The organism is Mycoplasmopsis mustelae (assembly GCF_004365095.1).
In the GTDB taxonomy this organism is placed as follows: domain Bacteria; phylum Bacillota_I; class Bacilli_A; order Mycoplasmatales; family Metamycoplasmataceae; genus Mycoplasmopsis; species Mycoplasmopsis mustelae.
Genome location: NZ_SOCN01000001.1, coordinates 374,441 through 392,344, shown reverse-complemented (window position 1 = coordinate 392,344; position 17,904 = coordinate 374,441). Strand labels below are relative to the sequence as shown.

Annotated in this window: 20 protein-coding genes, 1 tRNA gene and 1 other RNA gene; 11 read left to right on the top strand and 11 right to left on the bottom strand. The window is 26.7% G+C overall.

Annotated features, from left to right (window positions below):
* Positions 1 to 47: 47 nt before the first annotated feature.
* From BCF59_RS01700 to der, 3 genes are read left to right on the top strand one after another with little or no spacing between them, the layout of a single operon-like run.
* Positions 48 to 455, top strand: a complete 408-nt coding sequence (locus BCF59_RS01700; RefSeq protein ID WP_134110621.1) for a hypothetical protein — start codon at positions 48 to 50, stop codon at positions 453 to 455.
* An 8-nt stretch (positions 456 to 463) separates the two neighbouring features.
* A complete protein-coding gene (gene cmk, locus BCF59_RS01695; protein ID WP_134110619.1) occupies positions 464 to 1,132 on the top strand; it encodes a (d)CMP kinase in 669 nt (222 codons plus the stop codon).
* Positions 1,125 to 2,432, top strand: coding sequence for a ribosome biogenesis GTPase Der (der, locus tag BCF59_RS01690; RefSeq protein WP_134110617.1), 1,308 nt, complete (start codon positions 1,125 to 1,127; stop codon positions 2,430 to 2,432). Before cmk ends, der begins: the two co-directional genes overlap by 8 nt.
* A gap of 140 nt (positions 2,433 to 2,572) precedes the next feature.
* Here the strand turns inward: der and BCF59_RS01685 are convergent, their stop codons facing one another.
* The 5 genes from BCF59_RS01685 to BCF59_RS01665 all read right to left on the bottom strand — a co-directional run bounded on the left by BCF59_RS01685 (position 2,573) and on the right by BCF59_RS01665 (position 5,555).
* The gene (locus BCF59_RS01685; protein WP_134110615.1) at positions 2,573 to 3,367 is read right to left on the bottom strand and encodes an alpha/beta fold hydrolase; all 795 of its coding nucleotides are present in this window, start codon (positions 3,365 to 3,367) and stop codon (positions 2,573 to 2,575) included.
* 89 nt (positions 3,368 to 3,456) lie between these two features.
* On the bottom strand, positions 3,457 to 3,810 hold the full coding sequence (rplS, locus tag BCF59_RS01680) for a 50S ribosomal protein L19 (RefSeq protein ID WP_134110612.1): 354 nt from the start codon (positions 3,808 to 3,810) through the stop codon (positions 3,457 to 3,459).
* Positions 3,800 to 4,489 (bottom strand): tRNA (guanosine(37)-N1)-methyltransferase TrmD, encoded by a 690-nt coding sequence (gene trmD, locus BCF59_RS01675; RefSeq protein ID WP_134110610.1) that lies wholly within the window; start codon positions 4,487 to 4,489, stop codon positions 3,800 to 3,802. Before trmD ends, rplS begins: the two co-directional genes overlap by 11 nt.
* On the bottom strand, positions 4,489 to 4,725 hold the full coding sequence (gene rpsP / locus BCF59_RS01670; RefSeq protein ID WP_134110608.1) for a 30S ribosomal protein S16: 237 nt from the start codon (positions 4,723 to 4,725) through the stop codon (positions 4,489 to 4,491). The genes trmD and rpsP overlap by 1 nt, the downstream gene beginning before the upstream one ends.
* A gap of 227 nt (positions 4,726 to 4,952) precedes the next feature.
* Positions 4,953 to 5,555, bottom strand: a complete 603-nt coding sequence (locus tag BCF59_RS01665; RefSeq protein WP_134110606.1) for a ribonuclease HII — start codon at positions 5,553 to 5,555, stop codon at positions 4,953 to 4,955.
* Between the two features lie 49 nt (positions 5,556 to 5,604).
* Here BCF59_RS01665 and BCF59_RS01660 point away from each other — a divergent pair, with 49 nt between their 5' ends.
* Together BCF59_RS01660 and BCF59_RS01655 are read left to right on the top strand one after the other, a co-directional pair.
* Positions 5,605 to 6,141 carry a hypothetical protein gene (locus BCF59_RS01660; protein ID WP_134110604.1) on the top strand — a complete coding sequence of 179 codons (537 nt, stop codon included), beginning with the start codon at positions 5,605 to 5,607 and terminating at the stop codon, positions 6,139 to 6,141.
* A 7-nt stretch (positions 6,142 to 6,148) separates the two neighbouring features.
* The gene (locus BCF59_RS01655) at positions 6,149 to 6,892 is read left to right on the top strand and encodes an MAG0110 family membrane protein (RefSeq protein WP_134110602.1); all 744 of its coding nucleotides are present in this window, start codon (positions 6,149 to 6,151) and stop codon (positions 6,890 to 6,892) included.
* 146 nt (positions 6,893 to 7,038) lie between these two features.
* Here BCF59_RS01655 and eno read toward each other — a convergent pair whose 3' ends face one another.
* Both eno and BCF59_RS01645 read right to left on the bottom strand, forming a co-directional pair.
* Positions 7,039 to 8,400 carry a phosphopyruvate hydratase gene (eno, locus tag BCF59_RS01650; RefSeq protein ID WP_134110601.1) on the bottom strand — a complete coding sequence of 454 codons (1,362 nt, stop codon included), beginning with the start codon at positions 8,398 to 8,400 and terminating at the stop codon, positions 7,039 to 7,041.
* 87 nt (positions 8,401 to 8,487) lie between these two features.
* Entirely contained in the window at positions 8,488 to 9,027 is a 540-nt protein-coding gene (locus BCF59_RS01645) for a hypothetical protein (RefSeq protein ID WP_134110599.1), read from the bottom strand.
* A gap of 726 nt (positions 9,028 to 9,753) precedes the next feature.
* Between BCF59_RS01645 and BCF59_RS01640 the strand changes: the two genes are divergently transcribed.
* The 3 genes from BCF59_RS01640 to ffs all read left to right on the top strand — a co-directional run bounded on the left by BCF59_RS01640 (position 9,754) and on the right by ffs (position 11,354).
* A complete protein-coding gene (locus tag BCF59_RS01640) occupies positions 9,754 to 10,233 on the top strand; it encodes an NfeD family protein (RefSeq protein WP_134110597.1) in 480 nt (159 codons plus the stop codon).
* Position 10,234: 1 nt separating this feature from the next.
* Positions 10,235 to 11,161, top strand: coding sequence for an SPFH domain-containing protein (locus BCF59_RS01635; RefSeq protein ID WP_134110595.1), 927 nt, complete (start codon positions 10,235 to 10,237; stop codon positions 11,159 to 11,161).
* A 97-nt stretch (positions 11,162 to 11,258) separates the two neighbouring features.
* Positions 11,259 to 11,354, top strand: an RNA gene (gene ffs, locus BCF59_RS01630) — signal recognition particle sRNA small type.
* Between the two features lie 671 nt (positions 11,355 to 12,025).
* Here ffs and lysS read toward each other — a convergent pair.
* From lysS to BCF59_RS01615, 3 genes are read right to left on the bottom strand one after another with little or no spacing between them, the layout of a single operon-like run.
* Entirely contained in the window at positions 12,026 to 13,495 is a 1,470-nt protein-coding gene (lysS, locus tag BCF59_RS01625) for a lysine--tRNA ligase (protein ID WP_134110593.1), read from the bottom strand.
* A 60-nt stretch (positions 13,496 to 13,555) separates the two neighbouring features.
* On the bottom strand, positions 13,556 to 14,257 hold the full coding sequence (locus BCF59_RS01620) for a ribonuclease HIII (RefSeq protein WP_134110591.1): 702 nt from the start codon (positions 14,255 to 14,257) through the stop codon (positions 13,556 to 13,558).
* A complete protein-coding gene (locus BCF59_RS01615) occupies positions 14,257 to 15,159 on the bottom strand; it encodes a Cof-type HAD-IIB family hydrolase (RefSeq protein WP_134110589.1) in 903 nt (300 codons plus the stop codon). Before BCF59_RS01615 ends, BCF59_RS01620 begins: the two co-directional genes overlap by 1 nt.
* Before the next feature lie 273 nt (positions 15,160 to 15,432).
* Here BCF59_RS01615 and pyrH point away from each other — a divergent pair, with 273 nt between their 5' ends.
* From pyrH to BCF59_RS01600, 3 genes are all read left to right on the top strand, one after another.
* Positions 15,433 to 16,152: a UMP kinase gene (gene pyrH / locus BCF59_RS01610; protein ID WP_134110587.1), complete on the top strand. Its 720-nt coding sequence runs from the start codon at positions 15,433 to 15,435 to the stop codon at positions 16,150 to 16,152.
* Positions 16,152 to 16,703, top strand: coding sequence for a ribosome recycling factor (gene frr / locus BCF59_RS01605; RefSeq protein ID WP_134110586.1), 552 nt, complete (start codon positions 16,152 to 16,154; stop codon positions 16,701 to 16,703). Before pyrH ends, frr begins: the two co-directional genes overlap by 1 nt.
* A 203-nt stretch (positions 16,704 to 16,906) precedes the next feature.
* Positions 16,907 to 16,982 (top strand) — tRNA-His (locus BCF59_RS01600).
* Positions 16,983 to 17,028: 46 nt separating this feature from the next.
* On the opposite strand, the gene BCF59_RS01595 is transcribed toward BCF59_RS01600, so the two are convergent.
* Positions 17,029 to 17,868 (bottom strand): HAD family hydrolase, encoded by an 840-nt coding sequence (locus BCF59_RS01595; RefSeq protein WP_134110584.1) that lies wholly within the window; start codon positions 17,866 to 17,868, stop codon positions 17,029 to 17,031.
* Between the last annotated feature and the right edge of the window lie 36 nt (positions 17,869 to 17,904).

Sequence of the window (17,904 nt, the reverse complement as noted above, 5' to 3'; positions counted from 1 at the left end):
GGTGCTTTTTCTTATCTAAAATTAATAAAATAAAGTAAAATAAAGATATGAATTTTAAAGATTCTCAAAAAAAAGAATTTATTGAAGGTAAAGGTGTTGAGGAAAACCTGCTTTTACTATCTTTATCTAATAATTGAGAACTAAAAAAAGAATTAAAATGATTTCAAAAAAATATTGATGTAAGTTACAAGCCAGAATTAAAACCAGAGGTATCTATGAATATTATCAAAGAGGATGTTTCAAAGTTTCAAACAGATCCACTTTATGATGACCTATACTCTAGTTTTGTTGATTTAAAACTTGCATTTTTTGAGAAAGAAGACGTTTTTATGGATAATTTATCTTTTTATAATGAAAAAGAAACAAAATATCTCATAGATTATTTAAAAATTAAAGATAATAAACAACATTTAACAAAAACTACCCAAGTTATTTTAAAAAATAAAGATTTATAAGGAGAAATATGAAAGTAAATATTGCAATAGATGGGCCAAGTGGTGTTGGAAAATCGACTGTTTCTAAAGAGATTGCATCAAGATACGGTTTTAAATTTATAAATAGTGGTAGTGTTTATCGTGCTATTGCTAAAAACATCATTGATAATGGTGTTGATTCTCGTGATGAGGGTGCTGTGATTAATACTCTAAAAAATTGTGAGATAAAACTTTTAGAAAATGATCAAATCGAATTAAATGGTGAAAATATTACAAAAGCAATTCGCACTGATTATATTTCTCAAATTACTCCATCTGTAGCTAAAATTCCTGAAGTTAGAGAGTTCGTAGTTAACTACATACAACAAATGACAAAAGAAAATAAAGGATATATAATTGATGGAAGAGATACTACTTTTAAAATAATGCCACATGCTGAAGTTAAAATCTTTTTATGAGCCGAAGAAGAAGAGCGAGCAAGAAGAAGGATGCAACAAAACATTGAATTAGGTTATAAAACTGCATTTAATGAAGTGCTTTATGATGTTAGAAAACGTGATGAGCAAGATATGAATCGCGAAGCTGATCCATTACATAAAACAGAAGATGCAGTTTATATAGATTGTACTGAGTTAAATATAAATGAAGTAATTGCAAAAATTATGCAATTAGTTATAGAAAGAACAAAAAATGCGTAATACAGTAGCGATTATAGGTAAGCCCAATGTGGGAAAAAGTACTTTATTTAATCGTGTTGTTGGTAAAAAGATTTCTATTGTATATGATCAACCAGGTGTAACTAGAGATCGACTTTATGAAAAAATTAACTGATCTGGACACGAAATTAAAATCATAGATACTGGCGGGATTGAAATAGAAAATAAAGCATTTCAAGAACAAATTCAAATTCAAGCAAAAATAGCGATTGAAGAAGCGGATGTTATAATATTTTTATTTGATGGAATTAATGAAATTAGTAATGATGATTTATTTATAATGAATATTTTAAGAAAGAGCAATAAACCAATTATTGCTGTTGCAAATAAATTAGAAGATGCACAAATGTTTGATTATGGCTGATATAAATTAGGTGTTGAACATATTTATCCCATTTCTGCACTACATGGTGAAGGCGTGGGAGAAGTATTAGATAAATGTTTAGAATATTTAAATTTTAATGGTGAATCAAATGAGAATTTATTTAATTTAGCAATTATTGGTAAGCCAAATGCAGGTAAAAGTTCACTTTTGAATAATTTGTCAAAAGAATATCGTTCAATTGTTTCAGAAATCGCCGGTACAACACGTGATAGTGTTAAATCTAAAGTTGAAATTAATGCTCAATGATATAATATTATTGATACTGCAGGTATTACTAAAAAATCTAAGTTAGTAGAAAGTGTCGATCACTATGCATTAATGCGTGCAATGAATTCTTTATCGGAAGCAGATTTGTCTTTAATAGTTATAGATGCAACTCAAGAGGAAATCTCGCATTTTGATTCAAGAATTATTGGTTATGCTTTAGAAAATGAAAAACCAATAATTATAGTTGTTAATAAATGAGATTTAATTAAAAAACAAACTCATACAATGGCTGAATTTGAAAAAAAAATGCGTAATAAATTTCATTTTGTGCCATGAGTTCCATTTGTTTTTATATCAGCAAAATTTAATCAAAGAATAGGAAAACTTATTGAAACTTTGACTGAGGTAAGAGAAAATATGGAAAGAGATATTAAACCATCTCTTTTGTCAAATTTAGTTTTAGAAACTCAATTAATTCAACCGGCACAACCTTTTAATGGCGGAAGATTAAATATATACTATGTTAGAAAAGAATTGTCTAAAATACCAACATTTACATTTTTTGTAAATAATAAAAAATTTGTGCACTTTTCATATCAAAGATTTTTAGAGAACCAACTGCGCGCAAGTTTTAATTTTAAAGGGTGTCCAATCAAAATTAATTTTAAAAATAAAAATGGTTTAGAGTAAATATAAATTTGGTTTTTATAATATAAAATCAAAGTTTTATCAAATTTAACTTAAGAAATAGATGCATCATAAATATATTATATGTAGATTTAAATCAATTGATTTTTATTCATCTTTTTTATATTATGTTTAATCAACGCTTATTTTTTATAAAATTCAGTAATAATTTGCAAATATTTATCAAAATTTTCATAATAAATCATATGTCCGACTTTATTAAATACTTCTATTTGGATGTTCTTTACATTTTCTTTAAAGTATTTAATACAATTATCTCGATCAATAACGGTATCTCTTTCACCTAACAAAAGCAAGACAGGAACCGTTATTTTATTTAAACCTTTTTCTATTTGATTCATTAAACTGAGGTTAGGTAAACTTTTTCCGAGATTTACTATAGTTTTATTATTATATAAATATGGATCAAAATTTTTCTCTTCACGTTTCATAAATTCTTTGTTTTTAAAGAGTTTGTTAGTATTATAATATAAAGCTTGTAAAAATTTTTTATATTCTTCAAATGTTTTAGGAAAATACGAATCGAAATATTCGTCTTTTTTAACTAATGAGGATTTATTCATTGGAGTAACATATATCATTTTAGCGAATAAACTTGGTTGTTTATTGTATGCTAAAGAAATAATTCCCCCACCCATAGAATGTCCGATAACTACAACATCTTTTAAATTATTGTCTTGAATAAATTTTATTAATAAATCAGCAAAAGATTCAACGCTGACAGCATCGCTATTTTTTGGTTGTAATAAATTGTTTCCCGGAAAACTAATAGCATAATAATCACTTAAATTTCAATTTTGCATAAAAATATTATGATTTTCTGCATTTGAATTAAAACCATGAATAAAGATGATTGGATTTATAGGTTGTTTATTGTCTTTAAACACATATGGATATTGATATTTTATTTGTTTCATTTCTTGCCTTCAATTTTTTTATTATTATATCACTACCAAAAAAAGATGATTAAAAGTAAGCAAAGCGCTTACTTTTAAATTTAGGATGATTATTTTCTTTTAATTTCTTTAAGACGTGCACTTTTACCTTTACGATCTCTCATAAAGTATAATCTTTTTCTACGTACTTTGTTTGAACGTAAAACTTCAATATGTGCAATTAAAGGTGAGTGTACTGGGAATGTTCTTTCAACACCAATGTTATAAGAAATTTTTCTTACTGTAAATGTTTCTCTGGTACCTGATTCTTTTTTAGTTATTACTAAACCTTCAAAGACTTGGATACGTTCTTTTTCACCTTCACGAATACGTACGAAAACTTTAACGTTGTCTCCAACACGGAAATCAGGTAAATCGGTACGTAGTTGTGCTTTTTCAACAAATTCTAAGTATTTATTTCTCATTTTTAGTTATCCTTTCAATGATATCGGGTCTATTTTTTATAGTTTTTGCTCATTGAGCTTCCCGTTTTCATTTTTCAATTTCTTGATGGTTTCCATTTAACAAGACCTCAGGGACCCTCATTTTTTTATATTCACGTGGTCTTGTATATTGGGGGTAATCTAATAAACCATTTCCTTGAAATGAATCATGTTCATATGATTCTTTTTTTATAACATTTGGAATCAAACGAATAATTGAGTCGGCCATTACCATTGATGGTAATTCACCACCAGTTAAAACATAATCACCGATTGATAACTCTATATCAACTAATTCTACGATTCGTTCATCAAATCCCTCATAGCGACCAGAAATAAATGTTATCTCTGGTAGTTTTGATAATTGATGTGCTATTTCTTGTGTAAAGATCTTTCCTTGCGGAGAAACTAAAATTTTAAAACCTCCGCGATTTTCATTTAATGAATCTAAAGTTCTATCTATAGGTTCAATTTGAAGTAATAATCCATGTCCACCACCGTATATTTCATCATCAACTTTATGGTGTTTGCTTAAACTATAATCTCTAAAATTTTTTATTTCTATTTGAATAAGATTTTTAGAAATAGCTTTAGAAATAATGCTTTCTGTTATAAAAGGTTGATAGTATTCAGGGAAAAGTGTTAAGAAATTAATTTTCATTATTTAGAAATTTTGTTTGCTTTAAATAGGTTTGCGACAGTATCGGTAGGTTTAGCGCCTTCTTTTAATCATTTTACAGCAGCTTCTTTGTTTAAAACAAACTCTTTAGTATTTGGATTGTAGTGTCCTAATGCTTCAATAAATTTTCCGTCACGTGGTGCTCTAGCGTCCGCAGCGACTATTTTATAAACAGGTTTAAATTTACTTCCCATTCTTTTAAGTCTTATTTTGACCATATAAATAATCCTCCTAACTCTGTCAAGTAAAAATACTTGACAGTAAATTTGCAAATATTATAATATAAAGTTATAAAAATATAAAAAAATAAATTAAAATTTTAATATAAAGTTAATTCAATTATTTAATATCAATAAAATTTTTAAAATTTTTGTTATTTTAAAACATTTCTTTCTTTTAAAAAAAGGATTATAAGGTGTTTTTGATATCTTCTTCTAAAAAATATTTAATTCTTTTTTAGTAAAAATTGTTGAATTGGTTTATATTTAATACGATATAAACCATCTATTAAACCATATTGTTGAATTGCTTGAAGATGTTGTTTTGTGGCATAACCTTTATGTTTTTTAAAACCATAAAGTGGATATTTATTATCTAAATCAAACATAATTTTATCTCTAGTAACCTTTGCTAATATAGAAGCGGTAGCAACTGATAAAGCAATATTATCACCTTTAATTAAATTAATTTGTGGATAATTTATGTTTATTTTTTCATAGTCCGTGAGAACAACATCTGGTATGTTTTTAAACTTAGATATTGCTATTTGCATGCCGTTTATTGATTCTTGCTTAGGATTCGATTGATTTATTGTATCTACATCACGTATTTCAATGTGATATTCAACTGCTTCATTTATTATTTTTTTATATAAAATTTCTCGTTTTTGTTTATTTAACAACTTCGAATCTTTAATTTGTAAATTAATATAATTTTTTGGTAGCATTACACAAGCAACAACTAAAGGACCGAATAAACAACCACGTCCTACCTCATCACAACCTATAATTATTTTATTAGGTAAATTATTGATCTCATAATCTAACATATGTTTAATTTTATATCATTTATTGTATAATTAAACATAAGGAGCGAAAATGTCGTCTAAAGTAATTGCTAAATGTGATTTATGTAATAAAAATTATTACTATGTATTTGGTTTTTCAAAAGAATTAGCATTATTTGATATTTTTTTGTCTAAATATGAAAAAGAACAAGTAGATTTATTTGTAGAAGATAAATTTATAGAATATTTTAATAAAGAAATGAATGAGAATTCAAATGAATATCAGCAATTAACTGAAGAAAAAAAGAAGGAATTGTTAAAACAAAATTATCATTCTATCTTAGAGTTCTTTCAAGAAGATGAAATTAAGTTAATAAAATCTAATATTTTAATTTCACATGAATTGGAATTTTATCCAGTTATTACAGTGAATGAAAATCCAACAGAACGAGAAATTTTTAATATTCCATTGATAAAATTATTTTTTTTGAATGGAAAAAAATATAATAGAGAATATGATACTAATACAATTTGATATGTGCAATTTACTAAGGACCAAAAACAAATAACTTGCCCTTATCATTTAAAAATGACAGCTAATGTCATAGCAGAAGGTAATCCAAATTAGGAGAGAAATGAGAAAAATAAATATAAATGTAAATGAATATAATACAGAAAGTATTATAAAAATACAAAAGAGAAAAATTTGAGGAATTTCTTTAGCAATAATGGCTTTTTCTTTTATTGTTGTTGTAATAGGATCATTATTTTTTCAGTATGCTCTCAAAGTTTATTTGAAAACAAATATTGGTAGTTGAACACCTCAAATTATAATATTCGTTGGTTTTTTCTTGTTTATAATTCTGAATTTAACTAGTCATTATACAAAAAAAATTAATGGTTCGTGATTATATATTTATTATGTTTTACAACTTGTGGCATGAACTTTAATATTAACTAGTATTTTATTTTACTTTACATATATTTACGAACTTGATTCAATTACATTTTTAGCAATAGCATTATTGCCGTTAGGTATCATTTTAATTTCTGGTTTAATTGGTTATTTTCAATTAATTAAAGAATTTTTTCTATATTTTTTTATAGGAATATTATCGGTTGCTTTATTAGTAATGTTTTTTGTATCAATCTTTGTTTTTAGAATTACTTGATATTATTCCTTAGTTTCGGTTATTCTAATTTCTGCAATAACAGTTGCTGATATAATGCAAGCAAAAAAAGAAGTTGAAAATGTTGTATGAATGGATTCAAATATTCAATTTAGATTTGCATTTGATTTAGGAATTAGACTCTTTATTAGTGCTGCAATGTTGTTGTTTTACATTTTACAACTATTCATGTCATCTGGCAAAAGATAATGAAATAAAACCACTATTTTAAATAGTGGTTTTATGCTAAATTGTCTTTAAGATAATTTTTTGTAAAAGCAATTAAATCATCACAAATTATATTTATTTTCAGAAAATATGATAAAACTCTATTAGATCTAATAGAGTTTTATAAATTATTTTTTGATATTGTAGAAAGATTTAACACCTTTAAATTTAGCTGTTGTTGATAATTCTTCTTCAATAGCTAACAAACGATTGTATTTTGCAACACGATCTGTACGAGACATTGAACCGGTTTTGATTTGTCCTGCATTCATTGCGACTGCAATATCAGCGATTGTTGTATCTTCGGTTTCACCTGAACGATGTGAAACTACAGCTGTCATATTTGCTTTTTGTGCCATTTGGATTGCATCAAAAGTTTCGGATAGTGAACCAATTTGGTTTACTTTAATTAAAATTGAGTTCATTGATTTTTCTTCAATAGCGCGCTTTAAAATTTCGGTATTTGTTACAGTTAAATCATCACCAACGATTTGTACTCTATTACCAATAGCAGCTGTAAGTTTTTTAAACCCGGCTCAATCACTTTCTGCTAATCCATCTTCGATAGAAATAATTGGATATTTTTTAACTAATGATTCTAAATATGTAATCATTTCGTCTGTTGTATAAGTTAATTTAACATTTGTTAAATGTTCAAAACCTGGTTTTTTTGATTCTATGGCAGCCTTTAATTTTCCAAAAGTATATATTCCATTGCTGAATAATTCTGATGAGGCACAATCCATTGCAATAGCAACGGTTTTTTCACCAGAAGTAGCAGGATTAAAACCAGAAAGTTTAATAGCTTCAACTAAAAAATCTAATGCTTCTTCATGTGATTTAAAGTTGGGTGCAAATCCACCCTCATCACCTACTTGAATACCGTGTCCGTGTTTTTTAAGTAATTTAGCTAAGTTATGAAAAACGAAGTTTGCCATTTGTAAAGCTTCACGCAATGATTTTGCACCTACTGGCATAACCATAAATTCTTGGAAGTCTAGAGTATTTGAAGCGTGTTCTCCTCCATTAATAACATTTAACATTGGAACTGGTAATTGGTGCGCATTGAAACCACCTAAGTATTTATATAGTGGTAACTCTAATTCATCTGCAGCTGCTCTAGCCACGGCTAATGAAACACCTAAGATAGCATTAGCTCCTAATTTAGATTTAGTGGGTGTTCCGTCCAAAACTATCATTTTTTGATCTATAAGACGTTGTTGTGTAACTTCAATTCCTTCGACAATAGGAGCAATATCGTTGTTAACATGATCAACAGCTAACATAACCCCTTTTCCACCAAATCAATTATTTTCGTATTTTGAACCTTTATCTCTTAATTCAAGCGCTTCTCTTGAACCGGTTGAAGCACCTGATGGAACCATAGCTGATCCATATCCACCTAACTCAGTAAATACTTCAACTTGTACAGTTGGATTACCACGAGAATCAAGAACTTCGCGTGCGTGAATTTTTTTAATTGCTGACATTTATTTCTCCTAATATTGTAATATAAATTCTAATTTTATCTTTGTAATTATACATTAATAAGATTAGAATTTAATTTATTCTATTTCTTAAAATTTCTGTTTTTTTAGTGAAATTATTAATAATGTAAATAAAATAATTAAAGTGGCTATTAAAACAAAAATTCACAGAATATTAAATATGGAAATGCTTAAAGTTATCGAAATGAATATAAAAATAATTATAAAGAATGAAATTAAGTTATATCATTTGAATTTATTGAATAGTTTATTATTTTCTTTGGATGAGTTAATAAAACTAAATAAAACAATAAAAAATAAACTAATAAGAAGTAAGAATATAATGACATAAAAAACAATTGATGCAATAAATATCGCTTTATATGATTCAGTAACTATCGCAGGATTTGCAAAACCAAAACCAATATCATTATGAACGGGCGGAACATGAAATGTAGTAAGTGAAACGATCACTAAGATTAAGATGAGAAATCAAAATAAAGAGATAATAGAAGTAAGAATTAATGCAGCAATATTTAAAGATAATAGAATTTTAGGTGGATGGTACTTTTCTGATAATAAATCAAGTTCTTGTTTATTTTTTTGTAATGATTCGTTGTTTCAAGACATTTTTAAAAAAGCTCCTTTATTTAAAGTAAATAGATTTTATGGTGTTTTATTTCGTAATTTTTTTATTATGAAATAGAAAAGCACTGTAATTGTAACGTGTAGCAGTAGTGTAAAAATACTAATAATAGGAATTCAAACAAAAAAATTGTGAAAAAACCATAAAAGAAAGAATAATAATTACCAATATTTTTATTTTTTGAATTTTTTTTCGTTTTAATAAGTTAAAGCTATTATAAATATACTATTGTTGAACTTATAAAAGGTAATATAAACAAAAACATTAACGATAGTAGGAATGACATAAAGTAAGCTTAACGGAAAGCAATATCTTCAATTAAAGTGAATTTTATTTATCATTGAAAAATTAATAATTAAAACAATGCTTGTTAATGTTCATAGCACAACAGAGATTACATTATAAACTAATGTTGATATACTTAGACTTAGTAATAACTTTTGTTTATCCATCTCTTCCTTATGAATAGTAAAAATTAATTTTGGTAATCAATTATATAATAATAAAAAAAAAAAAAAAACGGAAGTAAATTCTTGTTTTTGTGTTTTTGATTTTATCGTTAAAATAATTCATTTAATAATTTATTTATATCTTATATAAAAAACAAAACATATACATAGGAAAACTTTTTTAATATTGACTTTAAAAAAGTTTTATTCAATAATAAATTTAACTTAAATTAATATAAAATTAATAAATAGAAAGGAAAAATGACAGAGATTTTAAAAATAGTTTTTATAACCTTTTGAGTTGCTATAATCTTGTTGTTTATAATATTAGAAGTATCTACAAATGGAATTTGATTTGGTTTAACTAGTGTTGCTGCGATACCGTCAGTTTTAGTAGCCATATTTACAAAAAGTAAATGATGAATTATCTTGATAGAATTTGCAATCTTTACAATACTTTGAATTATTTTATATTTTTCATTTTTTAAATTATTGAAAAATAAACTCAAAAGTCAAACAGAAAATGAACGTTTAGATGGACTGACAAAATCTGTACCAAATGAACTTTTAGAAGACTGTGACGAATATGGACATAGTGACAATAATTATGGAAAGATAAAAATCGATGGAAAATATTATCGCACTCTTTCGGTAAAGGGGCAAGGCAGAATTGCAAAAGGAACAATGGTTGTTGTAGAAACTATTAAAGGGAATATTTTATATATAAGAAAGGAACAATAAAATGCAATGATGAGTAACTTTAATTATTGTTTTAGTTGTATTAACAATATTATTAGTTTTTGTAATTATAACAATAGTTAAATCAATTAAAATAGTAAATCAATCTGAATTTTTTGTTGTTGAAAGATTAGGAAAATACCACAAAATTATAGAAAAAGGTATTAATTTTTTAATACCATTTATTGATAGGATAGTTGGAAATGAAAATTTTAAAGAAAAAGTTTTTGATTTTCCGGAACAAGATGTTATTACTAAAGATAACGCAATAGTTAAGGTGGACACAGTGGTTTATTTATCTATTACTGATCCAAAATTATATAAATATGGAGCTGAAAATCCAATTAGAGCCATTGAAAATCTTTCAGCAACTACTCTAAGAAATCTTTTAGGAGAATTGGAATTAGATGAGTGTTTAACCTCTAGAGATACAATTAATTCAAAATTAACAATTGTTTTGGATGAGGCTTCAGATGCTTGAGGAATAAAGGTGCACCGTGTAGAAATTAAAAATATTTTACCACCAACAGACATTCAAAGTGCGATGGAAAAACAAATGCGTGCTGAGAGAGAAAAAAGAGCTAATATTTTAACTGCCGAAGGAGAAAGAGAAGCTCAAATTTTAAGGGCACAAGGGGAGAAACAAGCAAAAATTCTACAGGCAGAAGCAGACAAAGAATCACAAATTTTGCGCGCAGAGGCACAAAAACAAGAATCAATTCTTAGGGCCGAAGGAGAAAGGAAAGCAATTGAATTACTTAATAGTTCACCATTAACATCAAAAATTCTAACTCTCAGATCAATTGAACAATTAGGTAATATTGCTAATGGAAAAGCAACTAAAATTATTATTCCTCCTAATCTAAGCGATGTAGCGAAAACAATGAGCGTAGCATCTGAATTTTTTAATGAAAAAGTTGAAAAAAAATAAATTAAAAAGGAATTTAAATTAATAAAATCTTTTTTAATTATACAATCATAAAAATGAATTTATTTCAATACTTTTTAGTAACATATTTGTGTTATAATATATATGCCATCAGAACAATAACCCACTAACTTGGTCAGGGTAGAAATACAGCAGCCACATGAGGAAGTGTTGTGTCGGGTGGTTTTTATATAAAATTTGGAATAAAATGCAAGATATTTTTATGGAATTTAATAATACTCTTTTAATTTTAAATATCGAATAGCGATTATTATAAAAAATAAAGAAAAGATTCTGATAACATTCGATCCTTGAAATAATTACTGATATTTATTTGTCTGAAAAGTGCATTTACATAAAAGTATTGATAAGAAAATAAATAAGACAGTGAGAAGTGAAATATGTGTTTAAAAACCTCTCCTTCATTTATAATAATTAAAACTATTTCCTCTTAAAATAAAACTTAAATAATGCTATTAAAATTTTCAATACTTGCTTTTTGTTGTGATGCATATGTTTTTGTTTTATAGGTATATACCAGTTTATGTATTAGATTAGATAATTTATTAAATTCTCATCCGTTATCTTGGGTTATAGATTTTACATTCAATTTATATTTTTTCCTGTATTTCTAGAAATACAGGAATTTTTATTTGTTCGTGGCGATAAATTTTGTGGTATATGTAGTATACATATTTTGACATAAGTAAATTAAATAGTGAGATAATCTAAAATATATTTATAGAAAGGAGGTTATATAATATTACACAATGAAGTTTATTTACTTTTAAAAAAACAATTAAAAAATAACCAGAATGGCAAGTTATATAATGCTCAACTAATCTGGTTAAAATCTGTTTTTGAATTCTATCTAAATATTTTTCTCTTTAAAGTAGGAAATAATAAAACATCTCTAATTGATTCTTTTTCAGTTAACAACATTGTTAAACGATCAATTCCAATACCACATCCACCGGTAGGTGGCATTCCATATTCTAATGCATCAACAAAATCTCAATCAATATCGCTTGCCTCATCGTTTCCATTTTCCTTTTCTTTTAATTGTGATTGAAATCTTTCTAATTGGTCGATTGGATCAGATAATTCGGTATACATATTTGCATATTCTTTTGTGTTGATAAATAATTCAGCCCGTTCAGTGAAGCGAGGATCTCTTGCTTTAGCGGTTAAAGGTGAAATTTCAATTGGATGTCCGTACACAAATGTTGGTTGAATTAATGTTTTTTCTATTAATTCTTCGAATAATTCGTTAATAATGTGTCCTAGTTTGAAAAATCTTTGTATTTTAATTCCGTGTGATTTTGCTATTTCAATAGCTTTTTCTAAAGCAATATTTCTAAAATCAAATCCTGTTATCGAAGATACGGCATCTACCATATCTATTCTTTTGAAGGGTAAAGATAAATCAATTTCAACACCTTTATTTATTACTTTTTCTTTATTTAATTTTTTAGCAATTTGTTTAATTAATGTTTCGGTTCGATTCATCATTCCTTCAATATTTGAATAAGCCTCATAAAATTCAATTGAAGTAAATTCAGGATTATGTGTTGTATCGATTCCTTCGTTTCTGAAAATTCGTCCAATTTCATAAACTCTATCAATTCCACCAACAATTAATTTTTTTAAAGGTATTTCAGTTGCGATTCTTAAAACGAATTCTTGATCCAATGCATTATGATGTGTTGTAAAAGGTTTGGCAGCAGCACCGGACAAATAATCATGTAGAAATGGTGTTTCTACTTCCATATATTCTAAATTATCAAAATACTTACGAATTTCAGAAATTATTTTTGTTCTTGTTCAAAAAACTTTTTTTACCTCGTCGTTAATAATTAAATCAACATATCTTCTACGATATCTTTCTTCAATATCTGCTAAGCCATGGTATTTGTCAGGTAAGGGTTTTAAAGATTTGGTTAGTAATTTAATATTTTGTGCTTTAATAGTTACGGCATCTGTGTTGGTTTTCATCACAATACCTTCAACATATATTAAATCACCGATATCAAAGGTTTCAAATAATTTAGCTAATTTTTCATCTACTTTTTTATTAAAATAGATTTGAATTTTTGAATGATAATCTTTTATTAATATAAAAGGACCACGCATTGTTAAAATTCTTCCGGCTACATTGACAGAGATTTTAGATTCATCCAATTCGATTTTTGAAATATTTGAAAATTTCTTTTCTATTTCGTCTGAATATGTAAGCTTTTTTAAATCATCAACTTTTGCAAAAGGTTCAATATTCATATTAGTATAAATTTGAAGTTTATTTCTTCTGATAATTTCTTGTTCTGTTAGTTTTTGCATATGTCCCCTGAATATTTTTGATTTGGTATAAGATTAAAAATAAATTTTAATGAAGATTATTTAATTAATTTTAAAATTTCGTTTACAAACTTGAAGAAGATTTTTTTCTCCATATTCAATTTTAAATTTGTTAACCAGATTTTTTGTCTTTTGGCTTGCTCCAAGAATAAAATTAAAATTTCAGTCTATTCTTTGTTTTTGCATATATTTAATTAAATAATAACGAGCTATGATTGAAGCACAGGCAACAGAAAGATGTAAATTTTCTGCTTTTTGTTTAAAAAAAATCTTTAAATTTAAATTATCTAATTCTTTAAAAATAGATCACTGATCAAATCTTTTTTGATATTTTATTATTGAATTAAAAGTTGAGTATTGATCTACTAGAACTATAGAATTTTTTAAACTCTTATTATAAAAATATTTTTTAAGAAAACTTTCAAGTGAATGAAAATGTATGAAGTATTTGATTTCATTTGCATTAAATTTTTTATCAATTAATTTGTTATAGCCATATTGTGAAAGGGTATATTTTGTGAAAGGAATTTTTTGAATTAGTTCTTCAGCAATTTTAATAATTTGATTTTCACTAAGCAATTTTGAATCTTTAACACCAATAGATTTAGCCCATTTAATAAAAGAATCAGGAAGTCATGCGCAACAGGCGATAATTGGTGTAAAATAATCACCCACACCGGTTTCATCAATACCAAATACATTTTTTTTAGATAAATTAATATCTAAATTTTCAACAAAAAACATTACTCTTCCTCTGCTTGTTTGCGTTTTTTTCTTTTTTCGTTTGATTTTCTAATTTCTTCTTCTGGGTTATCCAAAAATTTATTAATGTATCAACCTACTCCACCATCTTTATTTGTTTTGTTAATTTTTATGGTAGCATAGCATTTTATGTCTTTAGTTGCATTACCCATAGCAACTGAGACGTTTGCAATTTTAAACATCGGAACGTCATTAAAACCATCACCGATAGCAATAGTATTATCCACATCTATTTTATAATATCTTATTAGCATGCTCAAGGCTTTACCTTTGTTTGCTGTGATGTTTGTCATGTCAAATACCGGACTTAATCCTTCACCTTTTGATCAATAAGAAAATTCAGCTAAGTCCCCATATTTAGATTTTAGATAGCATCTTAGTTTTTCCACATCTGTTGTTTTTTTAACATCAAAAATAATGCCTGTAGGCATTAAGGGAATTTTATGAAAATCTAACCCTACTTTAAATTTTGGTGTATTAGTAAAACTAAAAACCTTTTCTAAATCTTCGTCTCTATGTTGTAGTTGAACTCAGTCAGGGCCTTCGATAGCGATATTTGAAACTTCGTTTTGAACTTTTTCGTCGCCTAAAATATATAAGGCTTCATTAAGATTTAAATATTTAATATACGGTATAAAACCGTCGTCATTTGGATGGTGGATGTGGGCACCGTTATAATTTGAAACTACTGTATCTAATCCTAAAATTTCATAGATGCTTTTTGTGCTTCTTCACGGGCGCCCTGTTAAAATACAGACAATATGTCCTTCGTCTTTTGCTCTTTTTATTGCTTTAATAGTTTGTTCGTGCACTTCGCCGGTTGCAGATGAACGAAGTGTAGTTCCATCTAAATCAATAGCAAATAAGAATTTTTGTTTTTCCATATTTTTCCTTTTTCGTCTATTACATAGCACATTAAATATATTTTTTAAATTATACAATTTTTTATTTTTTATCAAACGAGCAAACATAATCCTCACAAAATAGTTTTCTCTAATATATGTATAAATTTTTTCTGTTTTCATTAAAAAAATAATTTTTTTATGTGCGAAATAGAATTGTATAAATTTGGTTAATTTATAATCATTTTTTAGTTTTTAATTATAATTTAATTGTATAGGTTATATTAACTTATTAATGTTTTAAATAGAGGCAAAATGATCAAATATAAAAAAATATTAATTAAATTATCTGGTGAAGGTTTTTCAAATAAAGAAAAACACTTAGCTATTGACAATGAATTGGTTAAAAAAATTGCTCTACAATTAAAAGAAATTGTTGAGCAAGGAGTTCAGGTTTCTATTGTAATAGGTGGTGGAAATTTTTGAAGAGGTGCTTCGGCCGCTAAAAACGGAATACCAAGAAATCGTGCAGATTATATTGGGATGTTGGCAACTATTATGAATGGTTTAGCGCTTAGAAGCGGTTTTGAATTAGTAGGATTAAAAGCAAGGGTGCAAAGTTCATTAAATATTGATAGCAAAGTTGCAGAAAACTATGTAAATGAAAAAACGATGAAATATTTACAAGATGGTGAAGTTGTGATTTTTGTAGGTGGTACCGGAAGACCTTATTTTACTACTGATACGGCGGCAACATTATATGCATCTGAAATAGGCGCTGAAGTTATTTTAATGGGTAAAAATGGAACTGATGGAGTTTATGATTCAGATCCACATATCAATAAAAATGCGAAAAAATACGATAAGATTACCTATAATGAAATCCTGGAAAAAAAACTACAAGTTATGGACTTAACTGCCACAAGTATGGCTAGAGATAATAATGTTAATTTAATAGTATTTAATTTATTGGAAGAAGACTCTATTTTAAAAGCCCTAGAAGGGACAATTTCTCACACCGAGGTAACAAAATAATGGATATTGAAACATATTTACTTGAATTAGATGAAAAGTGCAAAAAAGCAATTAGTCATTATAAATTTGAAATGTCAAAAATTTCAACTGGACACGCAAACCCACAACTGATCAAAGAGGTTAGGGTAAATTATTATGATGTTCCTACGCCTTTAGAAGAACTTGCAAATATAAGTATTCCGGAACCACAACAACTCTTAGTTAAACCATATGATATTACTTCAGTAAAAGAAATAGCAAAAGCTTTAGAAAAAGCAAATTTAGGAGTTTTATCGGTAGATGAAGGTAATCAAGTGCGTTTAACTTTTCCTTTATTGACTACTGAAAAACGTAAGGAAATGATTAAAAATTTAGCAAAATTAACAGAAGTAGCAAAAGTTGGGATAAGAAATGCTCGTCAAGACGTCAATAAATTAATCAAATCTAATGATGAATTATCAGAGGATGAAGAAAAAAGATACTTAGACGTAGTTCAAAAAGAGGTTGATACACAAATTGCTAAAATCACGCAACTATATAAAGAAAAAGAATATGAATTGATAAATAAATAAAAAAACTGCGTTTGGAAAGATAATGCAGTTTTTTTATTTATTCTTTGAGATCTAGATATTGGAGCGATAAATTTTTAATTTTGAATGATAGAGTAAATATTATATATCAAATGAATAAAAATCCAATAAAACTAATAAAAATTCATGTCAATTTCATTTATTTTGTAGTATAATAAGAAAAATCAACCAAAAAAATTTAAATGGCGGTCGTGGTGAAGCGGTTAACACAGCGGGTTGTGGTCCCGTCATTCGCGGGTTCGAATCCCGTCGACCGCCCCAGGTTGATTTTTTATATGAAAATTCCGATAACTAGAATAACGGAATTTTATTTTTGCTTTTTTTGTTGTGAAATCATTCTTTTTAGTTCAAAATCACTACGATATAAATAATCATCAATTGCTTCTGCTAAACCATTTTGTTCAACGCTTGAGGTAAAGTATTTTGCAAATTGTCTAGAATAAGCATCAGTATTTTCCATTGCATATGAATAACCCACAATTTCAAACATTGAAATATCATTTTGACTGTCACCAATTGCCATAACGTTTTCAACATCTTCATTTAAAATGTTTTTGCAAACTCATTGAATTCCGCTACCTTTAGAAATTCCACTTTTAGTAATTTCAATATGTCCACCTAAATAAACAATATTTAAATTAATATTACGTTCTTTGGCTAATTCAAAAAACTTCTTCATTACATCAGGGTTTCCATAAGATTCAATTTTATGTAAGTCTTTAGGAATTTCGCCTGTTTCTATCCATTGGTTGTATTCGGCAAAATCGCTAATAAATTTTTTAAACGATGTAGTTACGTCTTTTAAAAAATAGCGATGGGTACCAAAGTAATATAAACCAACTTTTAGTTCTTCTGCTAATTTTCAAATTTTTTCAGCTTCAGTAAAAGGAATATACTCAATATTTAAAATTTGTTTTTCTTTGTTGTCAAAAATTAAAGCACCATTAGAACAAACTATATATCTAGAATTAGCTCAATCAGCTAATTTTTGTATTTTTTGATAAGGTGCATTACCGGTATTAATGATAAATTCAACACCTTTTTCTTGGACTTCTCAAATTTTTTTTTGGTTTACATCAGATAGTTTTTTGTTTGGAAACGGGTAGATGGTTCCATCTACATCACTAAAAATTGCTCATTTTTTCATATAAAAATTATATAAAATATTTTAATTAAAATATAA